This window comes from Streptomyces sp. NPDC090025 (assembly GCF_044748125.1).
Classification (GTDB): Bacteria; Actinomycetota; Actinomycetes; order Streptomycetales; family Streptomycetaceae; genus Streptomyces.
On the sequence record NZ_JBIVFL010000012.1, the window covers coordinates 97,565 to 116,978 of the forward strand.

19 protein-coding genes are annotated in these 19,414 nt (G+C 74.5%); 10 read left to right on the forward strand and 9 right to left on the reverse strand.

Annotation, left to right across the window (positions count from 1 at the left end):
• Nucleotides 1-25: 25 nt before the first annotated feature.
• Complete coding sequence (locus tag ACIPXM_RS25335; protein ID WP_401659447.1) at nucleotides 26-625, reverse strand: hypothetical protein; 600 nt, start codon at nucleotides 623-625, stop codon at nucleotides 26-28.
• An 82-nt stretch (nucleotides 626-707) separates the two neighbouring features.
• Nucleotides 708-1,400, reverse strand: coding sequence for a transcriptional repressor LexA (lexA, locus tag ACIPXM_RS25340; protein WP_401659449.1), 693 nt, complete (start codon nucleotides 1,398-1,400; stop codon nucleotides 708-710).
• A 229-nt stretch (nucleotides 1,401-1,629) separates the two neighbouring features.
• On the opposite strand from lexA, the gene ACIPXM_RS25345 reads away from it, so the two are divergent.
• Complete coding sequence (locus tag ACIPXM_RS25345) at nucleotides 1,630-2,604, forward strand: spore coat protein U domain-containing protein (protein WP_401659452.1); 975 nt, start codon at nucleotides 1,630-1,632, stop codon at nucleotides 2,602-2,604.
• A 136-nt stretch (nucleotides 2,605-2,740) separates the two neighbouring features.
• A complete protein-coding gene (locus tag ACIPXM_RS25350) occupies nucleotides 2,741-3,577 on the forward strand; it encodes a class I SAM-dependent methyltransferase (protein ID WP_401659454.1) in 837 nt (278 codons plus the stop codon).
• A 167-nt stretch (nucleotides 3,578-3,744) separates the two neighbouring features.
• Here the strand turns inward: ACIPXM_RS25350 and ACIPXM_RS25355 are convergent, their stop codons facing one another.
• A complete protein-coding gene (locus ACIPXM_RS25355; RefSeq protein WP_401659457.1) occupies nucleotides 3,745-4,365 on the reverse strand; it encodes an L-threonylcarbamoyladenylate synthase in 621 nt (206 codons plus the stop codon).
• 174 nt (nucleotides 4,366-4,539) lie between these two features.
• Here ACIPXM_RS25355 and ACIPXM_RS25360 point away from each other — a divergent pair, with 174 nt between their 5' ends.
• Nucleotides 4,540-6,255, forward strand: coding sequence for a thiamine pyrophosphate-dependent enzyme (locus ACIPXM_RS25360; RefSeq protein ID WP_401659459.1), 1,716 nt, complete (start codon nucleotides 4,540-4,542; stop codon nucleotides 6,253-6,255).
• Nucleotides 6,252-7,466 carry a Glu/Leu/Phe/Val dehydrogenase dimerization domain-containing protein gene (locus ACIPXM_RS25365; protein ID WP_401659461.1) on the forward strand — a complete coding sequence of 405 codons (1,215 nt, stop codon included), beginning with the start codon at nucleotides 6,252-6,254 and terminating at the stop codon, nucleotides 7,464-7,466. The genes ACIPXM_RS25360 and ACIPXM_RS25365 overlap by 4 nt, the downstream gene beginning before the upstream one ends.
• Nucleotides 7,467-7,509: 43 nt before the next feature.
• On the opposite strand, the gene ACIPXM_RS25370 is transcribed toward ACIPXM_RS25365, so the two are convergent.
• On the reverse strand, nucleotides 7,510-7,773 hold the full coding sequence (locus ACIPXM_RS25370) for a hypothetical protein (protein WP_401659463.1): 264 nt from the start codon (nucleotides 7,771-7,773) through the stop codon (nucleotides 7,510-7,512).
• Nucleotides 7,774-7,990: 217 nt separating this feature from the next.
• Between ACIPXM_RS25370 and ACIPXM_RS25375 the strand changes: the two genes are divergently transcribed.
• The 4 genes from ACIPXM_RS25375 (at nucleotide 7,991) to ACIPXM_RS25390 (ending at nucleotide 12,749) form a co-directional block, all read left to right on the forward strand.
• Nucleotides 7,991-8,671, forward strand: coding sequence for a response regulator transcription factor (locus ACIPXM_RS25375; protein WP_401659466.1), 681 nt, complete (start codon nucleotides 7,991-7,993; stop codon nucleotides 8,669-8,671).
• A complete protein-coding gene (locus ACIPXM_RS25380) occupies nucleotides 8,668-9,978 on the forward strand; it encodes a sensor histidine kinase (protein WP_401659469.1) in 1,311 nt (436 codons plus the stop codon). Before ACIPXM_RS25375 ends, ACIPXM_RS25380 begins: the two co-directional genes overlap by 4 nt.
• An 83-nt stretch (nucleotides 9,979-10,061) precedes the next feature.
• Nucleotides 10,062-11,774 carry an alpha/beta hydrolase gene (locus ACIPXM_RS25385; RefSeq protein ID WP_401659472.1) on the forward strand — a complete coding sequence of 571 codons (1,713 nt, stop codon included), beginning with the start codon at nucleotides 10,062-10,064 and terminating at the stop codon, nucleotides 11,772-11,774.
• A 171-nt stretch (nucleotides 11,775-11,945) separates the two neighbouring features.
• Nucleotides 11,946-12,749, forward strand: a complete 804-nt coding sequence (locus ACIPXM_RS25390; protein ID WP_401659474.1) for a VOC family protein — start codon at nucleotides 11,946-11,948, stop codon at nucleotides 12,747-12,749.
• Between the two features lie 55 nt (nucleotides 12,750-12,804).
• On the opposite strand, the gene ACIPXM_RS25395 is transcribed toward ACIPXM_RS25390, so the two are convergent.
• Together ACIPXM_RS25395 and ACIPXM_RS25400 are read right to left on the reverse strand one after the other, a co-directional pair.
• Nucleotides 12,805-13,677 carry an alpha/beta fold hydrolase gene (locus ACIPXM_RS25395; RefSeq protein ID WP_401659476.1) on the reverse strand — a complete coding sequence of 291 codons (873 nt, stop codon included), beginning with the start codon at nucleotides 13,675-13,677 and terminating at the stop codon, nucleotides 12,805-12,807.
• A 122-nt stretch (nucleotides 13,678-13,799) separates the two neighbouring features.
• Nucleotides 13,800-14,393 carry a TetR/AcrR family transcriptional regulator gene (locus ACIPXM_RS25400; protein WP_401659479.1) on the reverse strand — a complete coding sequence of 198 codons (594 nt, stop codon included), beginning with the start codon at nucleotides 14,391-14,393 and terminating at the stop codon, nucleotides 13,800-13,802.
• A gap of 141 nt (nucleotides 14,394-14,534) precedes the next feature.
• Here ACIPXM_RS25400 and ACIPXM_RS25405 point away from each other — a divergent pair, with 141 nt between their 5' ends.
• Entirely contained in the window at nucleotides 14,535-15,722 is a 1,188-nt protein-coding gene (locus ACIPXM_RS25405; protein ID WP_401659482.1) for an FAD-dependent oxidoreductase, read from the forward strand.
• A 45-nt stretch (nucleotides 15,723-15,767) separates the two neighbouring features.
• Entirely contained in the window at nucleotides 15,768-16,007 is a 240-nt protein-coding gene (locus ACIPXM_RS25410; protein WP_401659485.1) for a hypothetical protein, read from the forward strand.
• A 127-nt stretch (nucleotides 16,008-16,134) separates the two neighbouring features.
• Here the strand turns inward: ACIPXM_RS25410 and ACIPXM_RS25415 are convergent, their stop codons facing one another.
• The 3 genes from ACIPXM_RS25415 to ACIPXM_RS25425 form a co-directional block, all read right to left on the reverse strand.
• Nucleotides 16,135-17,523, reverse strand: a complete 1,389-nt coding sequence (locus ACIPXM_RS25415; RefSeq protein WP_401659487.1) for an acyltransferase family protein — start codon at nucleotides 17,521-17,523, stop codon at nucleotides 16,135-16,137.
• Between the two features lie 157 nt (nucleotides 17,524-17,680).
• Nucleotides 17,681-18,553 carry an SGNH/GDSL hydrolase family protein gene (locus ACIPXM_RS25420; RefSeq protein ID WP_401659490.1) on the reverse strand — a complete coding sequence of 291 codons (873 nt, stop codon included), beginning with the start codon at nucleotides 18,551-18,553 and terminating at the stop codon, nucleotides 17,681-17,683.
• A gap of 75 nt (nucleotides 18,554-18,628) precedes the next feature.
• Nucleotides 18,629-19,372: an RNA polymerase sigma factor gene (locus ACIPXM_RS25425; RefSeq protein WP_401659493.1), complete on the reverse strand. Its 744-nt coding sequence runs from the start codon at nucleotides 19,370-19,372 to the stop codon at nucleotides 18,629-18,631.
• Nucleotides 19,373-19,414: the final 42 nt, after the last annotated feature.

A 19,414-nucleotide genomic window follows, 5' to 3' on the forward strand; every position in this document is an offset into this window, starting at 1 on the left:
CCGGGCGGGTGCCCGGCCTGGGGGCTCAGCCGAGGCTGAACTCGAAGTAGGCCGTCTCGCGGAAACTCGCGTCCGGCGGCTCCACCTCGACCGTGACCGGAGTGCCCGCCCGCTCGGGCCGGACCAGGACCGTCACCGTACGGGTCTCGTCCGGGCCGAGCGGCGGCATCAGGGCGGCCTCCGCCACCCGCATGTCCTGGCCCGACCAGTCGACGGACTCCCCGTTCGCCGCGTCCATGAAGGAGCGCCCCGCCCTGACCACCAGGGGCGCCTCATGGGCCACGGTCGCGACGGCGTCCCGCACGTCGTCGCCGCCGAGGCGGAAGGTCTGGTCGGTGCCGTTCTCGTACGTCACGGTGAACCGGTACGTACGGCCGTCCGGCTCACGTCCGGGGACGCTCACCGTGACGTCGAGCCCGTCCTCGTACTCGGCGGTGGCGCCCGCCGGAAGCGGGTCGGCGACGCTGCCGGAGCGGCCGGACTGCTCCAGCTGTCCGTAGCCGTCGAAGCCCTTCACGAAGTCCTGCACCCACCAGGCGCCGAGGGCGACCAGGCCGAGCACGACGATCGCGGCCGCGGCGCAGCCGAAGCCGTGCGACGTCCTGCCGTCCGTTTCCTTGTCCATGATCAGAAGGTAGGGGCGGGGTCGGTCCGCGTTCCTGAGCGTCCGTACTCAAAGGGTGGGTGAGTACGGAGGGGGAACACGCTCAGAGGCGGCGGAGGACCGAGACGACCTTGCCGAGGATGGCGGCCTCGTCGCCGGGTATCGGCTCGTAGCTGGGGTTGGCGGGCTTCAGCCAGACGTGCCCGCCCTGGTGGGCGAGCCGCTTCACGGTGGCCTCGCCGTCCAGCAGCGCGGCCACGATGTCGCCGTCGTCGGCGGTGTCCTGCGCCCGCACGACCACCACGTCGCCGTCCTCGATGTGCGCGTCGCGCATCGAGTCGCCGACGACGGTCACGGCGAAGAGCCGCCCCGCGCCGACCACCTGCAGGGGCAGCACCAGGGTGTCCTCGACCATCTCCTCGGCGGTGATGGGCACACCGGCCGCGATCCGGCCGACCAGCGGAACGGTCACCGCCTGACGCTCGCCCTCGCGCTCCAGACGGCTCTCGGCCGCATCGTCCGGCAGCTCGTCGGAACGGCCGTCGGCGATGACGTACGCCCGCGGCCGCTGCGGGTCCTGGCGCAGGAAGCCCTTCTTCTCCAGCGCCCGGATCTGGTGCGACACGCTGGAGGTGCTGAGCAGACCGGCCCCGGCCGCGATCTCCCGCATCGACGGCGGGAAGCCGTGCTGCCGGGTGTGGGAGCGGATGATGTCGAGGATCTGCTGCTGTCGCTGGGTCAGCCCGTCGTGGTTGATCCGGGTGCCCGGCGGCCGGCCTGCACGGGTCCTGCCCATGGTCGGCCTCCGTTCTTCCGTTTCGTCGCCGCTCGGTCGTTCTCGCCGCACTGCTTCGTCCGGCTTCGTCGACAGGCACACTAACCCGGCCCACTGACAACGCAGCAGGTCGGGTGCGCCGGGCGGGGCACGATGAGGGCTGCGGGCAGGGCTGGGCACCCGGCTGGGGGCGGGGTGCGGGCGGGGTGCTCGACGGGGCGTTGTCGGTGGTGGGTGGTACCCATGAATCATGATCACCACTGAGGAGACGGGAGCGCTGGCCCGCACGCTCCAGGACGAGGGGACCGGTCTGCGCTGGACCGAGGCGGGCGCGGCCGAGTTCGCCGAGCGCCTGGGGCGCCTGGCGGACGGCCGTCTCGCGGGACGGGTCCGGGTGTCCGTGGACCCGGCGGAGCTGGTCTTCCCGCTGAGCCTGCCCGCGCCGGACCCGGCGGCCCAGGCGGCGGAGTTCCGCCGGGTCGCGGACGCCATGCGGGCGGCGCTCGGCGAGGCCGCGTTCCTCGGGACGCACGGCTTCGCCGCGCCCTTCGGGCGCACCACCGACCCCCGCTGGGGGCGGCCGTTCCTGCGCTGGCGGATGGCCGAGACCACCCTCGAACTGCGCGCGGGCGCCGAGGGACCCGAGGCGGTGCTCCAGCCGAGCGCGCCGTGGGAGACCTGGTACCAGAGCGTGGGCCGCGGCTTCGTCGGCGTCCGGGAGAGCTCCGGGCTCTCCCTCGACCACCCCCGGCACGAGGTGCCGACCGACTGGGACGACCTGCGGCTGACGCTCGCCGCGTTCCTGCGCACGCTCCCCGCGGTCACGACAGCGCTCGGCATACCGCAGAACCTCCCGCTGTACGGCCGGATCCCCGGCACGGACACCCCGCTGCTCTTCGTCCTGGTCTCGGACGCCCGGCTGTTCGTGGAGTTCACGGCGTACGAGATCGCCGAGGCGGCGCGCGGTGCGGGAGCGGCAGCCCTCGGCTGGCCGCCGCGCCCGACGGCCGGGCTGCTGCCCGCCGAGCTGGACGGCGAGGCGCCGTGGCTGCTCGACGCGGGCGGCCCCGGCGAGGTCGACGCGGGCGCGGCGGCCGATCTGATCGTGCGCACCGCGCGGGCGGCGGGGGTGACCCGGGCGGCCGATCTGATCCTGGGCGGTGAGGCGGAGTTCCGGCATCCGTTCCGCTTCGCCTTCCCGGGGCTCGCGCTGCCGGTCGGCTGAGACAGGGATCCGGACCGGTGCGGGGCGGTTTCAGGCGCCGGGGGAAACGGGAGCGGACGGTTCCGTTGGCGGGCGGGTCCTCGGGGGTAGGGATGGCCCTCGTGTCCGTACGTCCGTCGCCCCGAGGAGCGCCGTGATGCCGTCCGAATCCCCTGACTTCGCCGTCGTCGGCGCCGCCTACGCCGCCCGTTCCCGGTCCGCCCGGGGACGGCTGCGGCACGATCTGGTCGCCCGGCGGCTGCTCGCCGAGCTGCCGCCCGGTGCACGAGTGCTCGACGTAGGCTGCGGCGACGGGGAGATGGTGCGGCGGCTCGCGGCCGCCGGACACCGGGTGACCGGGGTCGATCCGTCGGAGCGGATGCTCGGCGCGGCGGCCGAGCGGATCGCCGCGGACCCCGTGCTCACGGACGCAGCGCGGGACGCGGTGCGCCTGCTCAGGGCGGGTGTCGAGGACCTGCCGCTCGCCGGTGGCGGGTTCGACGCGGTGTGCTGTCACGGGGTGCTGATGTATCTGCCGGACGCGGGCGGTGCGATGGCCCGGCTGGCCCGCTCGCTCGCGCCGGGCGGCGTCCTCAGCGTGCTGACCAGGAACAGTTCGGCGATCGGAGTGCGCGAGGCGCTGCGTGGCTCGTACGAGGAGGCGCGCGGGCTGATCGAATCGGGCGCCGACCGCAGCACGGGGCGGCTCGGGCTCACCACCCGGGGCGACGCGCCGGAGGAGCTGGTCCGGCTCTGCCGGGCCGGGGGGCACGTGCCACTGCCCTGGCAGGGAGTCCGGGTCTTCCACGACCACCTCGGTGAGGACTGGCGGCCCGACGAGTCGGCGTACCAGGAGGCCCTGGACCTGGAATGGGCGGCTTCCTCGCGCAGCCCGTACCGGGAGGTGGCCCGGCTGGCGCACGTGCTTGCCAGGCGCCGCCCGGAGAGCGAGCGGCGGGACCGCTGGGACCGGTGGGACCTGGCCGCGGGCTGAGCCCGGCCGCCCGGGGATGGGTCGGGGACGTCAGGGACGGTCGGGGCAGGGCGCCGGTCAGGCCCGGGCCCCGCACCGTGTCGGTATCGGTATCGGGTGCCCGACCCGTTCCCGTACCGGACCCGTTCCCGACCCGTACGCGCACCCGACCCGTACGGGCACCGCCGTCACTCGAAGCGGTCGGGGTCGCCCGCCCCGCGCCGTACGATCTCGGCCGCGCCGCTGGAGAAGTCGACGACCGTCGTCGGCTCGGTGCCGCAGTCGCCGGAGTCCAGGATGGCGTCGAGGACGTGGTCGAGGCGCTCCTTGATCTCCCAGCCCTGGGTCAGCGGCTCGTCCTCGTCGGGCAGCAGCAGGGTGCTGGACACCATGGGCTCGCCGAGCTCGGCGAGCAGGGCGCGGGCCACGGGGTGGTCGGGGATGCGGACGCCGACGGTCTTCTTCTTGGGGTGCATCAGGCGGCGCGGCACCTCCTTCGTCGCGGGGAGGATGAAGGTGTAGCTGCCGGGGGTGGCCGCCTTGATCGCGCGGAAGACGTTGTTGTCGACCTGGACGAACTGTCCGAGCTGCGCGAAGTTCTCGCAGACCAGGGTGAAGTGGTGGCGGTCGTCGAGCCGCCGGATGGTGCGGATCCGGTCCAGTGCGTCGTGGTTGCCGATCTGGCAGCCGAGCGCGAAGCAGGAGTCCGTCGGGTAGGCGATCAGGGATCCGGACCGGAGGCTGTCGACCACGGTGGCGATGGTGCGCGGCTGGGGCGACTGCGGGTGGACGTCGAAGTACTTGGCCATCTTCCGACCCTACGGGATCGGCGGGGCGCGGCGTCGCGCGGACGCGCCCCGCCCGAGGCGCACCCCGAACGGCCCGCCGGGCCAGCCGGGCCGGGGTCCGCGGGGGTTGACAGTGCCGCTCCCGACTTCCGATACTGACTGACCAATCAGTCAGTAGGAGTGTCTGGAGTCACCGTGTCCGACCTCTCCCCCGACGTTTCCCCCGACGTTTCCGCCGGCCTTTCCCCCGGTCCTTCCGCCGACCCCGCCACCGGCCGGAAGTCCGCCCTCAGCGGCGGCGAGGCGGTGGTCCGCGCGCTCGCCGCGCACGGCGTCACCGACGCGTTCGGCATCCCCGGCACGCACAATCTGGAGATCTACCGGCACCTCGCGACGTACGGCGTCCGCCATGTGACGACCCGGCACGAGCAGGGCGCCGGGTACGCGGCCGACGGCTACGCCCGCGCCGCCGCCCGCCCCGGGGTCGCGATCACCACGACCGGCCCGGCGCTCCTGAACGTCGCGGCGGCGGTGGGCCAGGCGTACTCGGACAGCGTGCCGCTCCTGGTGGTCTCGCCCGGGATGCCGCTGCGCCATCCCCGCCAGTCCACCGGGCTGCTGCACGAGATGCGCTCGCAGACGGAGGCGCTGCGCGGGGTGGCCGCGTTCAGTCACCGGGTGGGCTCGGTGGACGAGATCGGCGCGGCGGTGGCGCGGGCGTTCACGCTGTTCCGGAGCGGACGGCCGCGACCCGCGCACCTGGAGATCCCGCTCGACCTGCTGGAGGCGGTCGAACCGGCCGGCCCCGTCCGGCTCGCCCCTCCCGCCGAGCCCATCGTCGCCGATCGCGCATCGGTACGGGCGGCCGCGGCCGCCCTCGCCACCGCCCGGCGGCCGGCCCTGGTGGTCGGCGGCGGGGCCCGGGCGGCGGCCGCGGAGTGCCGGGCGCTCGCCGCGCTGCTCGGCGCGCCGGTGGTCACCACCGCCAACGGCAAGGGTGTGGTCGACGAGCGGCACCCGCTGTCGCTGGGGGTGTCGCTGCACAGCCCGGCCGTGCAGAAGTGGCTGGCGGACCGGGACGTCGTCCTTGCGGTCGGCACCGAGCTGGCCGAGTCCGACGTGTGGGGTCCGCTGCCCGTGCTCGCGGGCACGCTGATCCGGGTCGACGTGGACCCGGCGCAGATGTACGCGGGCCTCCCCGCGGACCTGCCGCTGACCGGCGACGCGACGGCGGTGCTCGGCGCGCTGCTCGCGGCCTGCCGGGCGCTGTCCCGGGACGCCGCGACCCTGGGCGCGGCCGGACGTGACGACGAGGCCGACGTCGGCGCCCTGGTCACGGCGCTGCGCACCACCCGTGACGACGAGACCCAGAGCCGCGACGCGCGCTGGAAGCCGTATCTGAAGGCGATGCGGCGGGTGCTCGCCGAGGACGCGATCATCACCTCGGACAGCGCCCAGTGCTGCTACTACGGGGCGCTCCCCCATCTGCCGCTGGGCCCGGAGGGCCGCTATCTGCACCCGACCGGCTTCGGCACCCTCGGCTACGCGCTGCCCGCCGCGATCGGCGCCCTGACCGCGTTCCCCGGGCGGCAGGTGGTGGCGCTCAGCGGGGACGGCGGGCTGCAGTTCTCCGTACAGGAGCTGGCGACGGCCACGGCCTGCGGGCGGCCACTGCCGGTCGTCGTCTTCGACAACGGCGGGTACGGCGAGATCCGCGAGGAGATGACCGCGCGCGGCGACGCGCCGGTCGCCGTCGACCTCCCGGCGGTGGATCTGCCGGCGCTCGCCCGCGCGTACGGGGGCGGCGGCAGCGTCGTGCGGTCGCCCGAGGAGTTCGCGTCGGCGCTCGCCGCGGCGCTCACCACCCCCGGTCCCACGATCGTCACCGTCCCCGAGGAGCCCTCCCGATGACCACTCCCCACGCCCCCGGCGGCCCCGCCGCGCCCGGCACCCCGCTGCTGTCGGTCGGCTGGACCGACCATGTGACCGGGCGCCAGGGCCATCTGGTGATCGACCGCCTGGTGCGCGGGGTGTCCAGCGGCGGGCTGCGGATGCGGGCCGGGTGCACCCTCGACGAGGTCGCCGGGCTCGCCCGCGGCATGACGATGAAGGAGGCGCTGCACTACGACCCGAGCGCCCGGTACGTGCCGCTCGGCGGCGCCAAGGGCGGCATCGACTGCGACCCGCGCGACCCGGCCGCGTACGGCGTCCTGGTCCGCTACCTGCGGGCGATGCGGCCGTACGTGGAGCGGTTCTGGACCACCGGCGAGGACCTGGGCCTGACCCAGGACCTGGTGGACCGGGCGGCGGCCGAGGCCGGTCTGGTCTCGTCCGTGCAGGCGGTGTTCCCGCTGCTCGACGACGAGGCGGCGGCGCGGCGGCGACTGGCCGACGCCTTCGCCGTCGAGGTCGACGGCATCGGGCTCGACGAGCTCGCGGGCGGCTGCGGGGTCGCCGAGTCCGTCCTGACCGCGCTCGACCGGGCCGGGGTGCCGCACCGGGGCACCCGGGTGGCGCTCCAGGGCTTCGGCACCATGGGCGGCGCCACCGCGCGTTTCCTGGCCCGGGCCGGACTGCGGATCGTGGCGGTGGCCGACGTCAAGGGCACCGTCGCCTGCCCGGACGGCCTGGACGTCGAGGCGCTGCTCGCCGCCCGTGACGCGTTCGGCACGGTGGACCGCGCCGCCCTGCGTCCCGGCGACATCGAACTCCCCGGCGACGCCTGGCTGTCGGCCGATGCCGAGGTGCTGGTCCCGGCGGCCGTCTCGTACGCGATCGACCACGGCAACCAGGGTCTGATCACCGCGCGTTGGATCGTCGAGGCCGCCAACATGCCGGTCCTGGCGGAGGCCGAGGAACTGCTCGGCGCGCGCGGGATCACGGTGCTGCCGGACGTGGTGGTCAACTCGGCGACCAACGCCTGGTGGTGGTGGACCCTGTTCGGCGACATCGAGGCGGACGCCGACGCGGCCTTCGCCCACATCCGGCGCGCCATGCGCACCCTGGTCGGCCAGGTCCTCGACCGCGCCGCCACGGACGCCACCACCCCCCGGGCCGCCGCGCACGGCCTGGTCGCCGACCGGCTGCCGGTGATCGCCGAACGCTTCGGCTGGTACGCCTGAGCCGTGGCCCGGCCGAGCCGACCGGTCCGCCCGCCTGCCCCGGCTATCTGCCGGTGACCCGGATCCGCAGCTCGTAGGGCGCGCCACTGCTGATCGCCCGGGCCTGATCGACCAGATCGGCCGGGGTGAACCCGAGCAGGGCGCGCTCGGCGGCGTCCCTCAGCAACGGCACGATCGTCTCCACCGGCCGCCCCTGGTACGACACGGCGAGCGCGGCGAACGCCTCCTGATAGGGCACCGCGTACCGGCTCGCGCTGTCCGCGAGCAGATGATCGAGCTGCCGCCGGTCCACACTGATCTCTCCCATGACCGCTCCTCCGCATCCCGCTTTCCCACGGCCCGGGACACCTCCTGGACCTGTGGAACCGACCGTACGAGGGGGGTCTGACAACGGGGTGCGGAGCGGGTCGCGGGGCGGGGGGGGCTCACTCATAGACCGTCGTCGATCCATGCGGCGAGGGCCGCGACGTGTGACCGCCACGCGCGGTGCCAGGGCTCGGCCTGCGCCGCGTAGGGTGTCCGACGTGCGCGTTCTGCTCGTCGAGGACGACGAAAATCTCCGGTTCGGGGTGGCCGCGGCGCTGCGGGCCGCCGGGCTCGCCGTCGATGAGGCGGCCGATCTGCCCGCGGCCGACGAGGCGCTGTTCGTCACCGCGTACGACTGCGCCGTGTTCGACCGGATGCTGCCTTCAGGGGACGCCGTCGGCTATGTCGAGGGGCTGCGGCGGGCCGGGCGGGCGGTGCCGGTGCTGTTCCTGACGGCGCGGGACACCGTGGCGGACCGGGTGGAGGGGTTCGCGAGCGGCGGTGACGACTATCTGGTGAAGCCGTTCGCGGTGCCCGAGCTGGTCGCCCGGGTGCGCAGCCTGGGCCGGCGGGCCGCCGTCGTACGGCCGCCCGTGCACCGGGTCGGCGATCTGGAGATCGACACCGCGCGGCGCCAGGTCCGCAGGGCCGGGGTGCTGCTCACGCTGACCGGCCGGGAGTTCGCGGTCCTTGAGGTCCTCGCGGCCCGGGCCGACCAGGCCGTCACCCGCGCCGAGCTGATCGAGAGCTGCTGGGACGAGATGGCCGAGCCGCAGTCCAACGTCCTGGAGGTGCTCGTCTCGCAGCTGCGCCGCAAGCTCGGCGATCCGCCGCCGATCCTCACCGTGCGCGGGGTGGGCTACCGGCTCACGCCGCCCGCACCGCCTTCGTCCCGATGACGGCGCCCCCGACGCCCACCGCGCGCGTGCTGCGGCTGCGCCGCCGGATCAGTGTGCTGTTCGCGCTGACCAGCGCGATCGGTCTGGTCGCGATGGCCGTGCTCGCCGTGCGCAGCGACGACGCGCGGTGGCGCGAACAGCTGGACCACTCCATGGACGCGGATCTGAGCTGGGCGCTCGGACTCCTGGAGACCGACGCCGACGGGCGCCTCGACACCAGCGTCCTCGCGGACAACATCGACACCGCCTGCCCGCCGCTCCACGTGCTCCTCGTCGAGGACACCGGCCCCACCGATCTCAGCGTCCGGCACGCCGCCGCCCACCCGTGCGTCACCGTGGACCGCGCCGTGCTCCTCGACGCCGGGCGCGCCGCGGCGACGGCGGGCGAGTCCCGCGCGTTCGACCGTACGGCGACGGGCGGCGCGCCGGTACGGGTCTTCGCGATGCCCTTCTACCCGTCGGACGACGAGACCGCCGCCCCCGCCGACGTCCCTCAGGGCGTCCTGGTCACCATGGCGGACGCCACCGCGCCCCGGGCCGACCACCAGCGCCTGGTGTGGCTGGTCACCGGCGGCTGCGCGCTGCTCGTGGTCCTCTCGGCGGCGATCGGCCATCTGCTGTCCGGGCGGGCGGTACGGCCCGCTCTCGCCGCGCTCGCCCAGCAGGAGGCGTTCCTCGCGGACGCGGCGCACGACCTGCGCACCCCGGCGGCCGCCCTGCGGACCCTCGCCGAGACCGCGCTGCGCGGCGAGACCGACAGCGCGGACGTGCACCGGCGCACCCTGCGGCTGGCCCGGGGCATGGGCGAGCTGGTCGACGGGCTGCTCACCCGGGCCCGGCTGATGTCCGGGACGGCCGTACCGGACCGGCAGCCGCTGCGGCTCGACCAGCTGGTGGAGGCGGTCGTGGCCGAGGCGTCGGACCCCGATGCCGCCGGGGTGCGGACGGCGGGACACCGGGTACGGGTCGAGGCGGCCGACACGGTCGTCGACGCCGATCCCGATCTGGTCCGCCGGGCGGTGGCGAACCTGGTGGCCAACGCCCTCACGCACGGCCACGCGCCGGGCGAACCGGCCGATGTGCTCGTCACGGTCGGCCGGGACGGCACGGTCACGGTCGACGACGCGGGTCCTGGCCTGCCGCCGGGGCTCGCGGACGCGCTGTTCGAGCGGTTCCGGAGCGGCGCGGGCTCGACCGGTCTCGGCCTGTCGATCGCCTCCTGGGTCGCGCACGCCCACGGCGGCACCCTGACCGCGGGGCCGGGGCCGCGCGGTGGCGCCCGCTTCGTCCTGAAGATCACCTCGTGATCTCCCGCCCCTGAAGGCTTCAGGAAAACCTCAGCATCCGCGCGTGATGCTCGTCGGGACCGACCACCCCAGGGGAGCCCTTCGTGATCCGCGCCGCCGCCCGGCACCGCCGCCGTGCCCTCGTCCTCGCCCTCGCCCTGCTCGGCGCCGTCTCGACGGCCGCCTGCACGGCCGCACCTGCCCCGACCGGCACACCGACCGGGCCCGCCGAGCGGTCCGGCCCGTCCGACCCGGCCGACCGCGCCGATCTGCGGGCCTTCTATGGCCAGAAGCTCGCCTGGAAGGCGTGCGGGGAACTGCGCTGCGCGACCCTGAAGGTCCCCATGGACTACGCCCGTCCCGGCGACGGACGGACCTTCACCCTGCCGGTCGCGAAGGCGGCCACCGCCCACGACGACCGGCGGATCGGCTCGCTGCTCTACAACCCGGGCGGCCCCGGCGAGCGCGGGGTCCGCGCGCTCAAGGACGGACTGGCCGACGAGCTCGGCAAGGAGGTGCGGGACCGGTTCGACATCGTGGCGTTCGACCCGCGCGGTGTGGGCGAGAGCAGGCCCGCGCTGACCTGCGTACCCCCGGGTGGGACGGACGAGACCGACGGAGCGGACGAGGCCGACGGAGCGGGTGGGACCGGCGGTACGGGTGACGCGCCCCTCCCGCTCACCCCCCGTACGGGCGCCGAACGCGCCGCCGCACTCGCCGACGCACGGCGTACCGCAGACGGCTGCCGGAAGGCCAGCGGCCCGCTCCTGCGACACGTCGGGACCGTCGACGCGGCCCGTGACCTGGACGTGCTCCGCGCGGCGCTCGGCGATCGGCGGCTGACGTACGTCGGCTGGTCGTACGGCACCAGCCTGGGCACCTCGTACGCCGAGCAGTTCCCGCGCCGGGTGCGGGCGATGGTCCTGGACGGGGCGATCGACCCGTCGCTCGACTGGCGGCAGCGCATGCTGAGCCAGGCCCGTGGTTTCCGCGACGCGGTCGAGGAGTACGCGCGGACCTGCGCCGACCAGGTGGGCGACGACTGCCCCGGATCCTCGCCCGAGGCGATACGCGCGCTGATCGACCGGCTCCTCGCGCGCACCCAGCGAGCGCCGCTGCCGGTCGACGGCTCGGACACCGGTCTCGACGCGGCCGGTGTGCTGTCGGCGATCGGCCAGGCCATGTACACGCCGGAGGAGCAGTGGCGGCCGCTGTCCGAGGCGCTGACCGCCGCGGACGGCGGCGACGGGACGACGCTGGCCGCCCTCGGCGCGGAGGGCGAGGAGGAGGGCGAGGGATCCGACACCGAAGGGGGCGCGGACGACGGCGAGAGGGAGGGCGAGGACGTGGACGGCTCCGCCGGCCCGGGTGCGGCCGGGGACGCCGACGCCGGTGTCCCCGACGACAACGCGGAGGCCGCCCTCATCGCCGTGAACTGTCTCGACGTGCCCCATCCGCGCGACGCGCGCGCCTACTGGGACGCCCTGGCGCCCGCCGAACGGGCGGCGGGTGTGCACGGCACCACCGGGCTGACCGGCGAGCTGGTCTGCAAGGACTGGCCGGCCGGGCCGCAGCGCCCGCACCGGGTGGCCGCCCCCGGGGTGCCGCCGGTCCTGGTGGTGGGCACCTCGGGCGATCCGGCCACGCCGTACGCCGAGGCGGTCGGGCTCGCCGGGCAGTTCCCGGGCGGGATGCTGCTCACGCTCAGGGCGCCGGGCCACACCGGGTACGGGCGGGACGCCTGCGTGGACCGGAAGGTCGAGGACTACCTGGTCCGGCTGACCCCGGTGCGCCCCGGCACCACCTGCGCGCCCTGATCCGGCGGAGCCCCGCCGGGCCCGTTCCCCTCCCGGGCCCGTTCCCCTCCCGGGCCCGTTCCCCGGCCGTCGAGCGGCGACTGTCAGTGGCGGGTGCCAGGCTGAAGTCGTGCGGAGAAATCCGTACGGATCCACCCGAGCGAATGCGACGCGTCTGGGAAGGGCACCGTCATGATCACCACCGATTTCGTCCCCGGCACTCCCTGCTGGATCGACCTGGGCGCACCCGACGTGCCCGCCGCCGCGGCGTTCTACGAGGCCGTGCTCGGCTGGGCGTACGAGCCGATGGGCGGCGACGGGAGCGACATGGAGGGCGGGATGTTCAGCAAGGACGGCAAGACCGTCGCCGGGCTCGGCAAGCTGACCGAGGAGGGCGCGCGGTCGGCCTGGATGATCTACTACACGGTCGCCGACGCGGCGGCCACCACGCAGGCCGTCGAGGGCGCGGGCGGTACGGTCCGGGTCGCGCCGCGGGATCTGGGCGAGTGGGGGGTGATGGCGCAGTTCACCGATCCGCTGGGCGGGCAGTTCGCGGTGTGGCAGCCGGGCGATCACACCGGCATGGGGCTGGTCGACAAGCCGGGTTCGCTGAACTGGACGGAGCTGTACACGACGGACGCCGCCGCGGCCCGGGAGTTCTACGGGACGGTCTTCGGCTGGACCTTCAGCGACATGGAGATGCCGGGCGGCGAAGGCACGTACACGCTGATCACGCCCGCCGGACTGCCCGAGGACCGGATGCAGGGCGGTCTGCTGGAGCTGTCCGCGGAGGACCTGGCGCTCGCGGGCGGGCGGCCGTACTGGCACCCGGTGTTCGCGGTCGACGACTGCGACACCGCGGCGGCGGCGGTCGCGGCGCGCGGCGGTTCGGTGCAGATGGGTCCGGCGGACGCGGAGGGCGTGGGGCGGCTCGCGGTCTGTCTGGACACGGCCCAGGCCGATTTCGTGGTGCTCGACCCGTCGCCCGCGGGCTGACGGACCGTCCTCCCGGCACGGCCCGCCTTGACCGGCCCGTCGCGTGGCGGGCCGGTCACCGCGCGCGGGGTGCGCGGGACGCGGGATCGTGCGGGTTCACGGGGGAACGGGAAGGGGGGAGTTGGGCGTGGACGAAGTCGGTGAGGTCGCGGGCGACCTGCTGGGGCCGTTCCCAGTACGGGAGGTGGCCCGCGCCCTCGTACACGAGCAGCCGGGAGCGGGGCACCGCGTCGAGGATCGTCTGTTGTTCCGCCCTGGTCAGCAGGGGGTCCTGGTCGCCCCAGCAGACCAGGGTGGGCACCAGGATGCCGCGCAGTCCGGCGCTCAGGTCGGTTTCGAGGAGGCCGCGCAGGGTCTCCCGCCAGACGCGGGCGGGCGCCTTCAGGTTCTCGGCGACGACGGTCTCCAGGAAGCCGCGGCCGACCGGCGCGGCCGTCAGTCCGGTCGCGAACTCCTCGGCGAAGGCGCGGTCCACGGGGCCCTCGCCGAAGCCCCGCACGGTCTCCCACAGCCCGGTGACGGCCGGTTTGTCGGCGAGCGTCACCGGCACGCCGAGCAGGACGAGTCCGGTCACCCGGTCGGGATACCGCCCGGCGACGATCCGGGCCTGCACGCCGCCGCTGGATCCGCCGACGAGCACGGCCCGTTCGATGCCGACCCCGTCGAGGAAGGCGACCAGGTCGGCGGCGAGTTCCTCGGGGAGATAGCCGTCCGGGGTTTTCTCGGCGTCGCCGTGACCGCGTTGGGTGGGCGCGTAGGCGTGCACGGTGGCGGGCAGAGCGCGAAGGAGCGGTTCGAAGGTCCACCAGGAATCGACGTAGCCGTGGACCAGGACGACCGCCGGGGCGTCGGGCGCGCCGGTATCCGCGTACGGGATCAGCGGCCCGTCCGGCAGTCGTACCGTGCGTACCGCAATGGCACTGGTCATGCCACCGGCCCTCCTTCCGGACGGTCACGTCGGCGTCAGGCTCAGCTCCAGCTTCCAGATCCAGATCCAGATCCAGCCTAGGGAGGGGCGCGGGGTGCCGCAGTCCGGCGGCGGGGCGGTGGTCACCGCGCGGGGCGCCCGGCCGGGGGTCGCCAGCCTCGGTCGAGGATGTCGAAGACTCCCTCGATGACGCCGCCGCGGTCCTGACGGCCGCGGGCGAGGGCCGGGATGTCGAGGACGAACCGGGCGAGGGCCGCGCAGGCCAGGTCGTCGTGGTCGACGCCGAACTCGTCGGCGATGGCCGCGCCGAGACCGGCGGCATGACGGGTCCACATGCGTTCGGCGTACTCGCGCAGCGCCGGCGTGGACTCCACGAGGTGCGTGAACTCCGTGGCCTGCGGGTGCTCCTCGACCGAGGAGCGGAGATCGAGGAAGTGCTGCCGGAGCGCGTCGACGACGCTCTGCCCGGCGGTCCGCTGCCGCACGGCGGCGATCAACTCGGCCTCCCTGTCCTGGTCCTGGTCGAAGACCAGGGCTTCCTTGCCGCTGAAGTGCTTGAAGACGGTGGCGGTCGACACATCGGCGGCGTCGGCGATGTCGCGGATGCCGACGTCGTCGTAGCCGTGTGCCAGGAAGAGCCGCAGGGCGGCGTCGGCGATCGCCTGCCGGGTGACGGCCTTCTTGCGGTCGCGGCGGCTGACGGGAGGCGTGGTCATGAGGGGAGCGTATCCGACAGCCGAACAGATCGCTAAGTAGAACCGTTGTACTTTTATAGCTGTTCTGCTTCCATGGTGACCATGGGCACCAGTGCGACGCACGCCTCCGCCCTTCCGCGCCGACCGACAGGACGGACGACCATGACCTCCCCCACACCCACCTCCCACGCCACCATCAGCGTCATCGGCGCCGGTCCCGGCGGACTGACCTGCGCCCGGATCCTCCAGCGGCACGGCATCGCGGTCAGCGTGTACGACCGCGACCCCGGCCCCCACGCCCGCAACCAGGGCGGCACCCTCGACCTGCACGCCGACAACGGCCAGCTCGCCCTGCGGGAAGCCGGACTGCTCGACGAGTTCTTCGCCCTGGCCCGCCCCGAGGGCCAGGAGATGCGACTCCTCGACCCTGACGCGACGCTCCTCTCCCACCAACTCCCGGCGCCCGACGAGCTGTTCAAACCGGAGATCGACCGCGGCCAGCTCCGCGACCTGCTGCTCGGCTCCCTCCTGCCGGGCACCGTGCACTGGGGCCGCGCGCTCGACTCCATTAGCGGTCCGGCCGCCGGGCCACGGCGCCTGCACTTCACCGACGGCACCAGCATCGGGACGGATCTGGTCATCGGTGCCGACGGCGCCTTCTCCCGGGTACGCCCAGCCCTGTCCCCCGCCACCCCCGCGCACACCGGGATCAGCTTCCTCGAAGCCCGGTTCTCCGATGTCGAGGACCGGCACCCCGAACTCGCCGAACTCGTCGGCGCGGGAAGCGCGCACGCGGCCGACGGCGAGCGCGCCCTGTTCGCCCAGCGCAACAGCGGGAACCACATCCGCGTCTACATCATCCGGCGGGTGCCCGCCGACTGGCTCCGCACCGAGGGCCTGGCCATCGAGGACACCGACGGCATCCGCGCCCTGCTGCGCGACGAGTTCGCCCACTGGTCGCCCCGCCTGCAACAGATGATCTTCAACAACGAAGGCACCTACATCGACCGGCCGATCCTCGCCCTCCCGGCCCCCCACACCTGGACCCCCGACCCGACCGTCACGCTGCTCGGCGACGCCGCCCACCTCATGCCGCCGCTCGGCGTCGGCGTCAACCTCGCGATGCTCGACGCCGCCGAACTCGCCCTGGCCCTGGCGAACTCCGCCACCGTCGCCGACGCCGTCCGCAGCTACGAGACGACCATGCTTCCCCGCTCCACCGAGACGGCGAAGGCCCTCGCGAACGGCGCCGCACACCTGCTGTCCACCGCCCTGGCGGACTTCGACAGCGACAGCGACAAGAACAGTATCGGCGCGAGCAGCAACCGCGTCGGCGGAGAAGGTGTTTGACGGCCCGCACCCGGACGCGTCCGGCGCCACCCGTACGATGACGCGGTGACGAATCGCCGCTCCCTTGGCGCAGGGCCGCAGGACCTCGCGGGTGTCCGCGCCGCCCAGGCCGATCTGCTCGCCGAACTCCCTGGGGTACGTCTCCCCGACATCGACGATCTGCGGACGCGCGGGGTGCTCGGAGCGCACCGCACCGACCGGATCGCCGGGCGCCGCGCCCTCGGCGACGGAGTCGCCCGTACAGCAGCGAACACCACCGGCCCCGAGGATCCCAACAACCGCTGATCCAACGCCCGTTCGGCGGGCCGGACAGCCATGGACGGACGGGTGGACCCCCGGCACGGGGGAGCCGGGGGTCCGATCAGAGCGTAGCGCTGCGCGGCGCCGCGTATCCGGTGGGTGACCGAATCCGTCAGGTTGATTGCCCGGATCCCGGCGGTGCGGCCTCGGCCGCCGCCGTCAGCTGGGTGAGGTCGACCGAGCCCGCGCCGGGCTGCGGGCGCGGCAGCAGGAACCAGAGCGCGGCGAGGGCGACGACGGTGGCGAGGAAGGCCACCGCGCCGGTACGGCCGTGGGCCCAGCGGGCGTGGAACCGGACCGGGTCCTCGATGAGGACCTTCGAGAGCCAGGCCGAGGCCACGGCGACGGCGAGGAGCACGGCGGTCCTGCTCCAGCCGGAGAGCCCGAGACGCTCCTCGGTGAGCAGCAGACAGACCGGCCAGTGCCAGAGATAGAGGCTGTACGAGATCCGGCCGAGGCCGCGCAGCGGGGGGACGCCGAGGGCGCGGCCGAGCGGGGTGTGCGGGGCGCGGGCCAGGGTGGCGATGAGGAGCGTGGCGGCGAGGGCGTGCAGGAAGAGCCCGCCCTGGAACAGGCCAGGGGTGCGCTGTCCTTCGGCGAGGAGCCAGAAGGCGGCGATGGCCGCGGCGCACAGCAGTCCGCAGAGGCCCGCGGCCCGTTCGCCGACCCTGCCCAGGAGGCGGGTGGCGGGGGCGGTGGCCATCAGGGCGCCGAGGAGCAGGGAGAAGGCGCGGGTGTCGGTGCCTTCGTACACCCGGGTGGAGTCGACCGGGTCGGCGAGGGCGATCATCAGGGCGAGCGAGCCCGCCGCACCGGCCGCCGCCACCACCGCCACCCACCGCTCCGCCGAGCCCGTACGGCCGCCCCGGCCGCCCCGCCCACCCCGGCCGGTCCGGCGGCTCCGCCCGGCTGGCAGCGTGATGGCGCCGATGACCAGGGGCCAGAGCAGATAGAACTGCTCCTCGACGGCGATGCTCCACAGGTGGCTGAACACCTGGGTGTCGGACGCCTGCCAGTACCCGGCCTGGTCGGCGATGAAGTGCCAGTTCGCCAGGTTGGCGACCACCCAGGGGGCGTCGTCGAGCGCCTGCCGCAGCAGGGTCGGGGTGCAGAACGCCCAGGCGAGCAGCAGGGTTCCGGCGATCATCGCGGCGAGCGCGGGTACGAGGCGGCGGGCCCGGCGGCCCCAGAAGGCGACGAGGGCGATCTGGCCGTCGTGCGCCCCGGCCTCCTTCAGGAGCAGCCCGGTGATGAGGAAGCCGGACAGGACGAAGAACAGGTCGACGCCGAGGAAGCCGCCGCCGAAGTGGCCGGCGTGAAAGAGCAGCACGCCGAGCACCGCGAGCCCGCGCAGCCCGTCGAGGGCGGCGATGTGACCGGCGCGGGTCGCCGTGGCGGCAGGGGCGGGAGCGAGGGCGAGCGTGGCACCGCTGCCGTTGCGGCGGTGGCGGTGGGCGCGGCGGGAGCGGTGCGGGCTGGTGGTCGGTGTCGGCGTGGCCAAGGGGTCGCCTCGTACTCGTGGGGTGGGGCGGGCGGCGGGAGGGACGGGAGAGGGGATCGGAGGGCCGGGGCCCGACCGGGTGGTGGCCGGGGCCCCTGGCGGACGGCGGTTGCGTGCGGGCGGTCGGCCACGGGGCGGGGCCTTGGGGCCGCGGCGGCTACGAGCAGCCGAGCTGGTTGTAGACCTTCTCGCCGGTCCACGCGCCCTCGGCCCACTTGTCCGCGGGCGCCGGGGTGAAGCCGTACCGCTTGTTCAGCTCCTTGCCGAACCAGTTGGCGAAGGCGGCCGAGCCCTGCTGGCAGGAGTGGATGCCGTCCTTGCTGCGCTGGGCCTTGGCGGCGGAGCTGTCGGTGCCCCAGAGGTCGGCGGCGTCGAGGTAGTGGACGGTCTCCGGGTGCTTGTCGGCGACCGCCTTGGCCGAGGCGGGGGCGCTCTTGATCGCGGCCTGGTTCTTCTTGTAGAAGTCGTCGATCTTGAACGGCGGGGCGGGGACGAGCAGCAGCTCGGCGCCGGTGTCGTTGACGGTCTTGGCCAGGCGTTCGTACCCGGCCTGCTGCTCCTCGGCGGCGCCCCAGTCGTAGGTGGTGATCTGGTAGGCGACCACGTCGGGCTTGAACGTGGCGAGTTTCTTGGGGAGTTCGTCCCAGGTCGGGGCGGCGATCTCGCCGATGACACCGCCGCCGCCCGCGGCGGCCATCGACTGGAACTCGGTGCCGCCCGCCTTGATCGCGGCGCCGAGGGCCGGGGCCTGGGCCTCGGCGATGGAGTCGCCCATCCACAGCAGCTTGCGCGGCTCGCCGGTGCCGGGCTGCGCGCTGCCGTCCTGGGTCCCGGACCCCTTGGCGGCGGCGTCCCCGGCGGCGACGTCCTTCGTGCCGGCGTCCTGGGCGCCGGAGCCGCCGCCCTGGCAGGCGGCGAGGCCGAGCACGGCGACGGCGGCGACGCAGCCGATGCGGGTGGTGCGGATGTTGGAGATGTTGCGGATGCGTCGGATGCCGTGGTTGCCGCGAGGGGTGTTCGTGAGGTTCATGTGGTCCAGTGGAATCGCTCCACCGGGCCTTCGGGAGGCTCGTCACCGGTTCGTCACACGCTCCGAGAGGAGCGGTCATGAAGGACGAACGGCCTGGTCACGCCGGTGCGAGCGGGGGAAGACGAGCTCGGACTCCCGGGGCCACAGCTCGGCGATCTCGCGGGGCAGCGGTCCGCGTTCGGCGGCCTCCAGGGTGGCGACGGCCGCGTCCCGGCTCTCGTCGGTGACGGCGGACGCGTCGCCGTACGCCTGCTCGGCGGTCGCCGTCAGGGTACGGGCCATGGCCGACCGGGCCTTGCTGAGGCGGCTGCGTACCGTCCCCACCGGTATGTCGCACGCCTCGGCGATCTCCTGGTAGGAGGTGATGCCGCTGAAGTGGCGCAGCATCAGCACCAGGCGCAGCTGCGGGGGCAGTTGCTCGATGCCCTGCCAGATCCAGTCGCGCAGGGCGTGCCGCTCGACGATCTGCTCGGGCCGGGCGGGGGCGGCGGCCCCGACGCGGAGTGCCTGGTCGAGACCGGTCAGGCCGGGCGTCTCGCGCGCGGCGGCGCGCAGCCGCATCCGGGCGTTGTTGCGGACGATGGCGCGCAGCCAGGCCCCGACGGCCTCGGGGTCCCGTACGTCGCCGATCCGGCGCAGTGCGGTGAGCACGGCGTCCTGCACGGCGTCGTCGGCGTCCGGTCCCTGGCCGAACAGGCTGAGGGCGACCGCGCGCATGGGCGCCTGATGGCGGGCGAGCAGCAGGCCGAGCGCACCGGCCTCACCGGCCTGGGCACGGCGGGTGAGTGCGGCGTCGGTGAGGAGCGGGAAGGGCGGCATCGTGGTCCGCCTCCGTGGCGGTCGTCGGGACGGGGAGGCCCG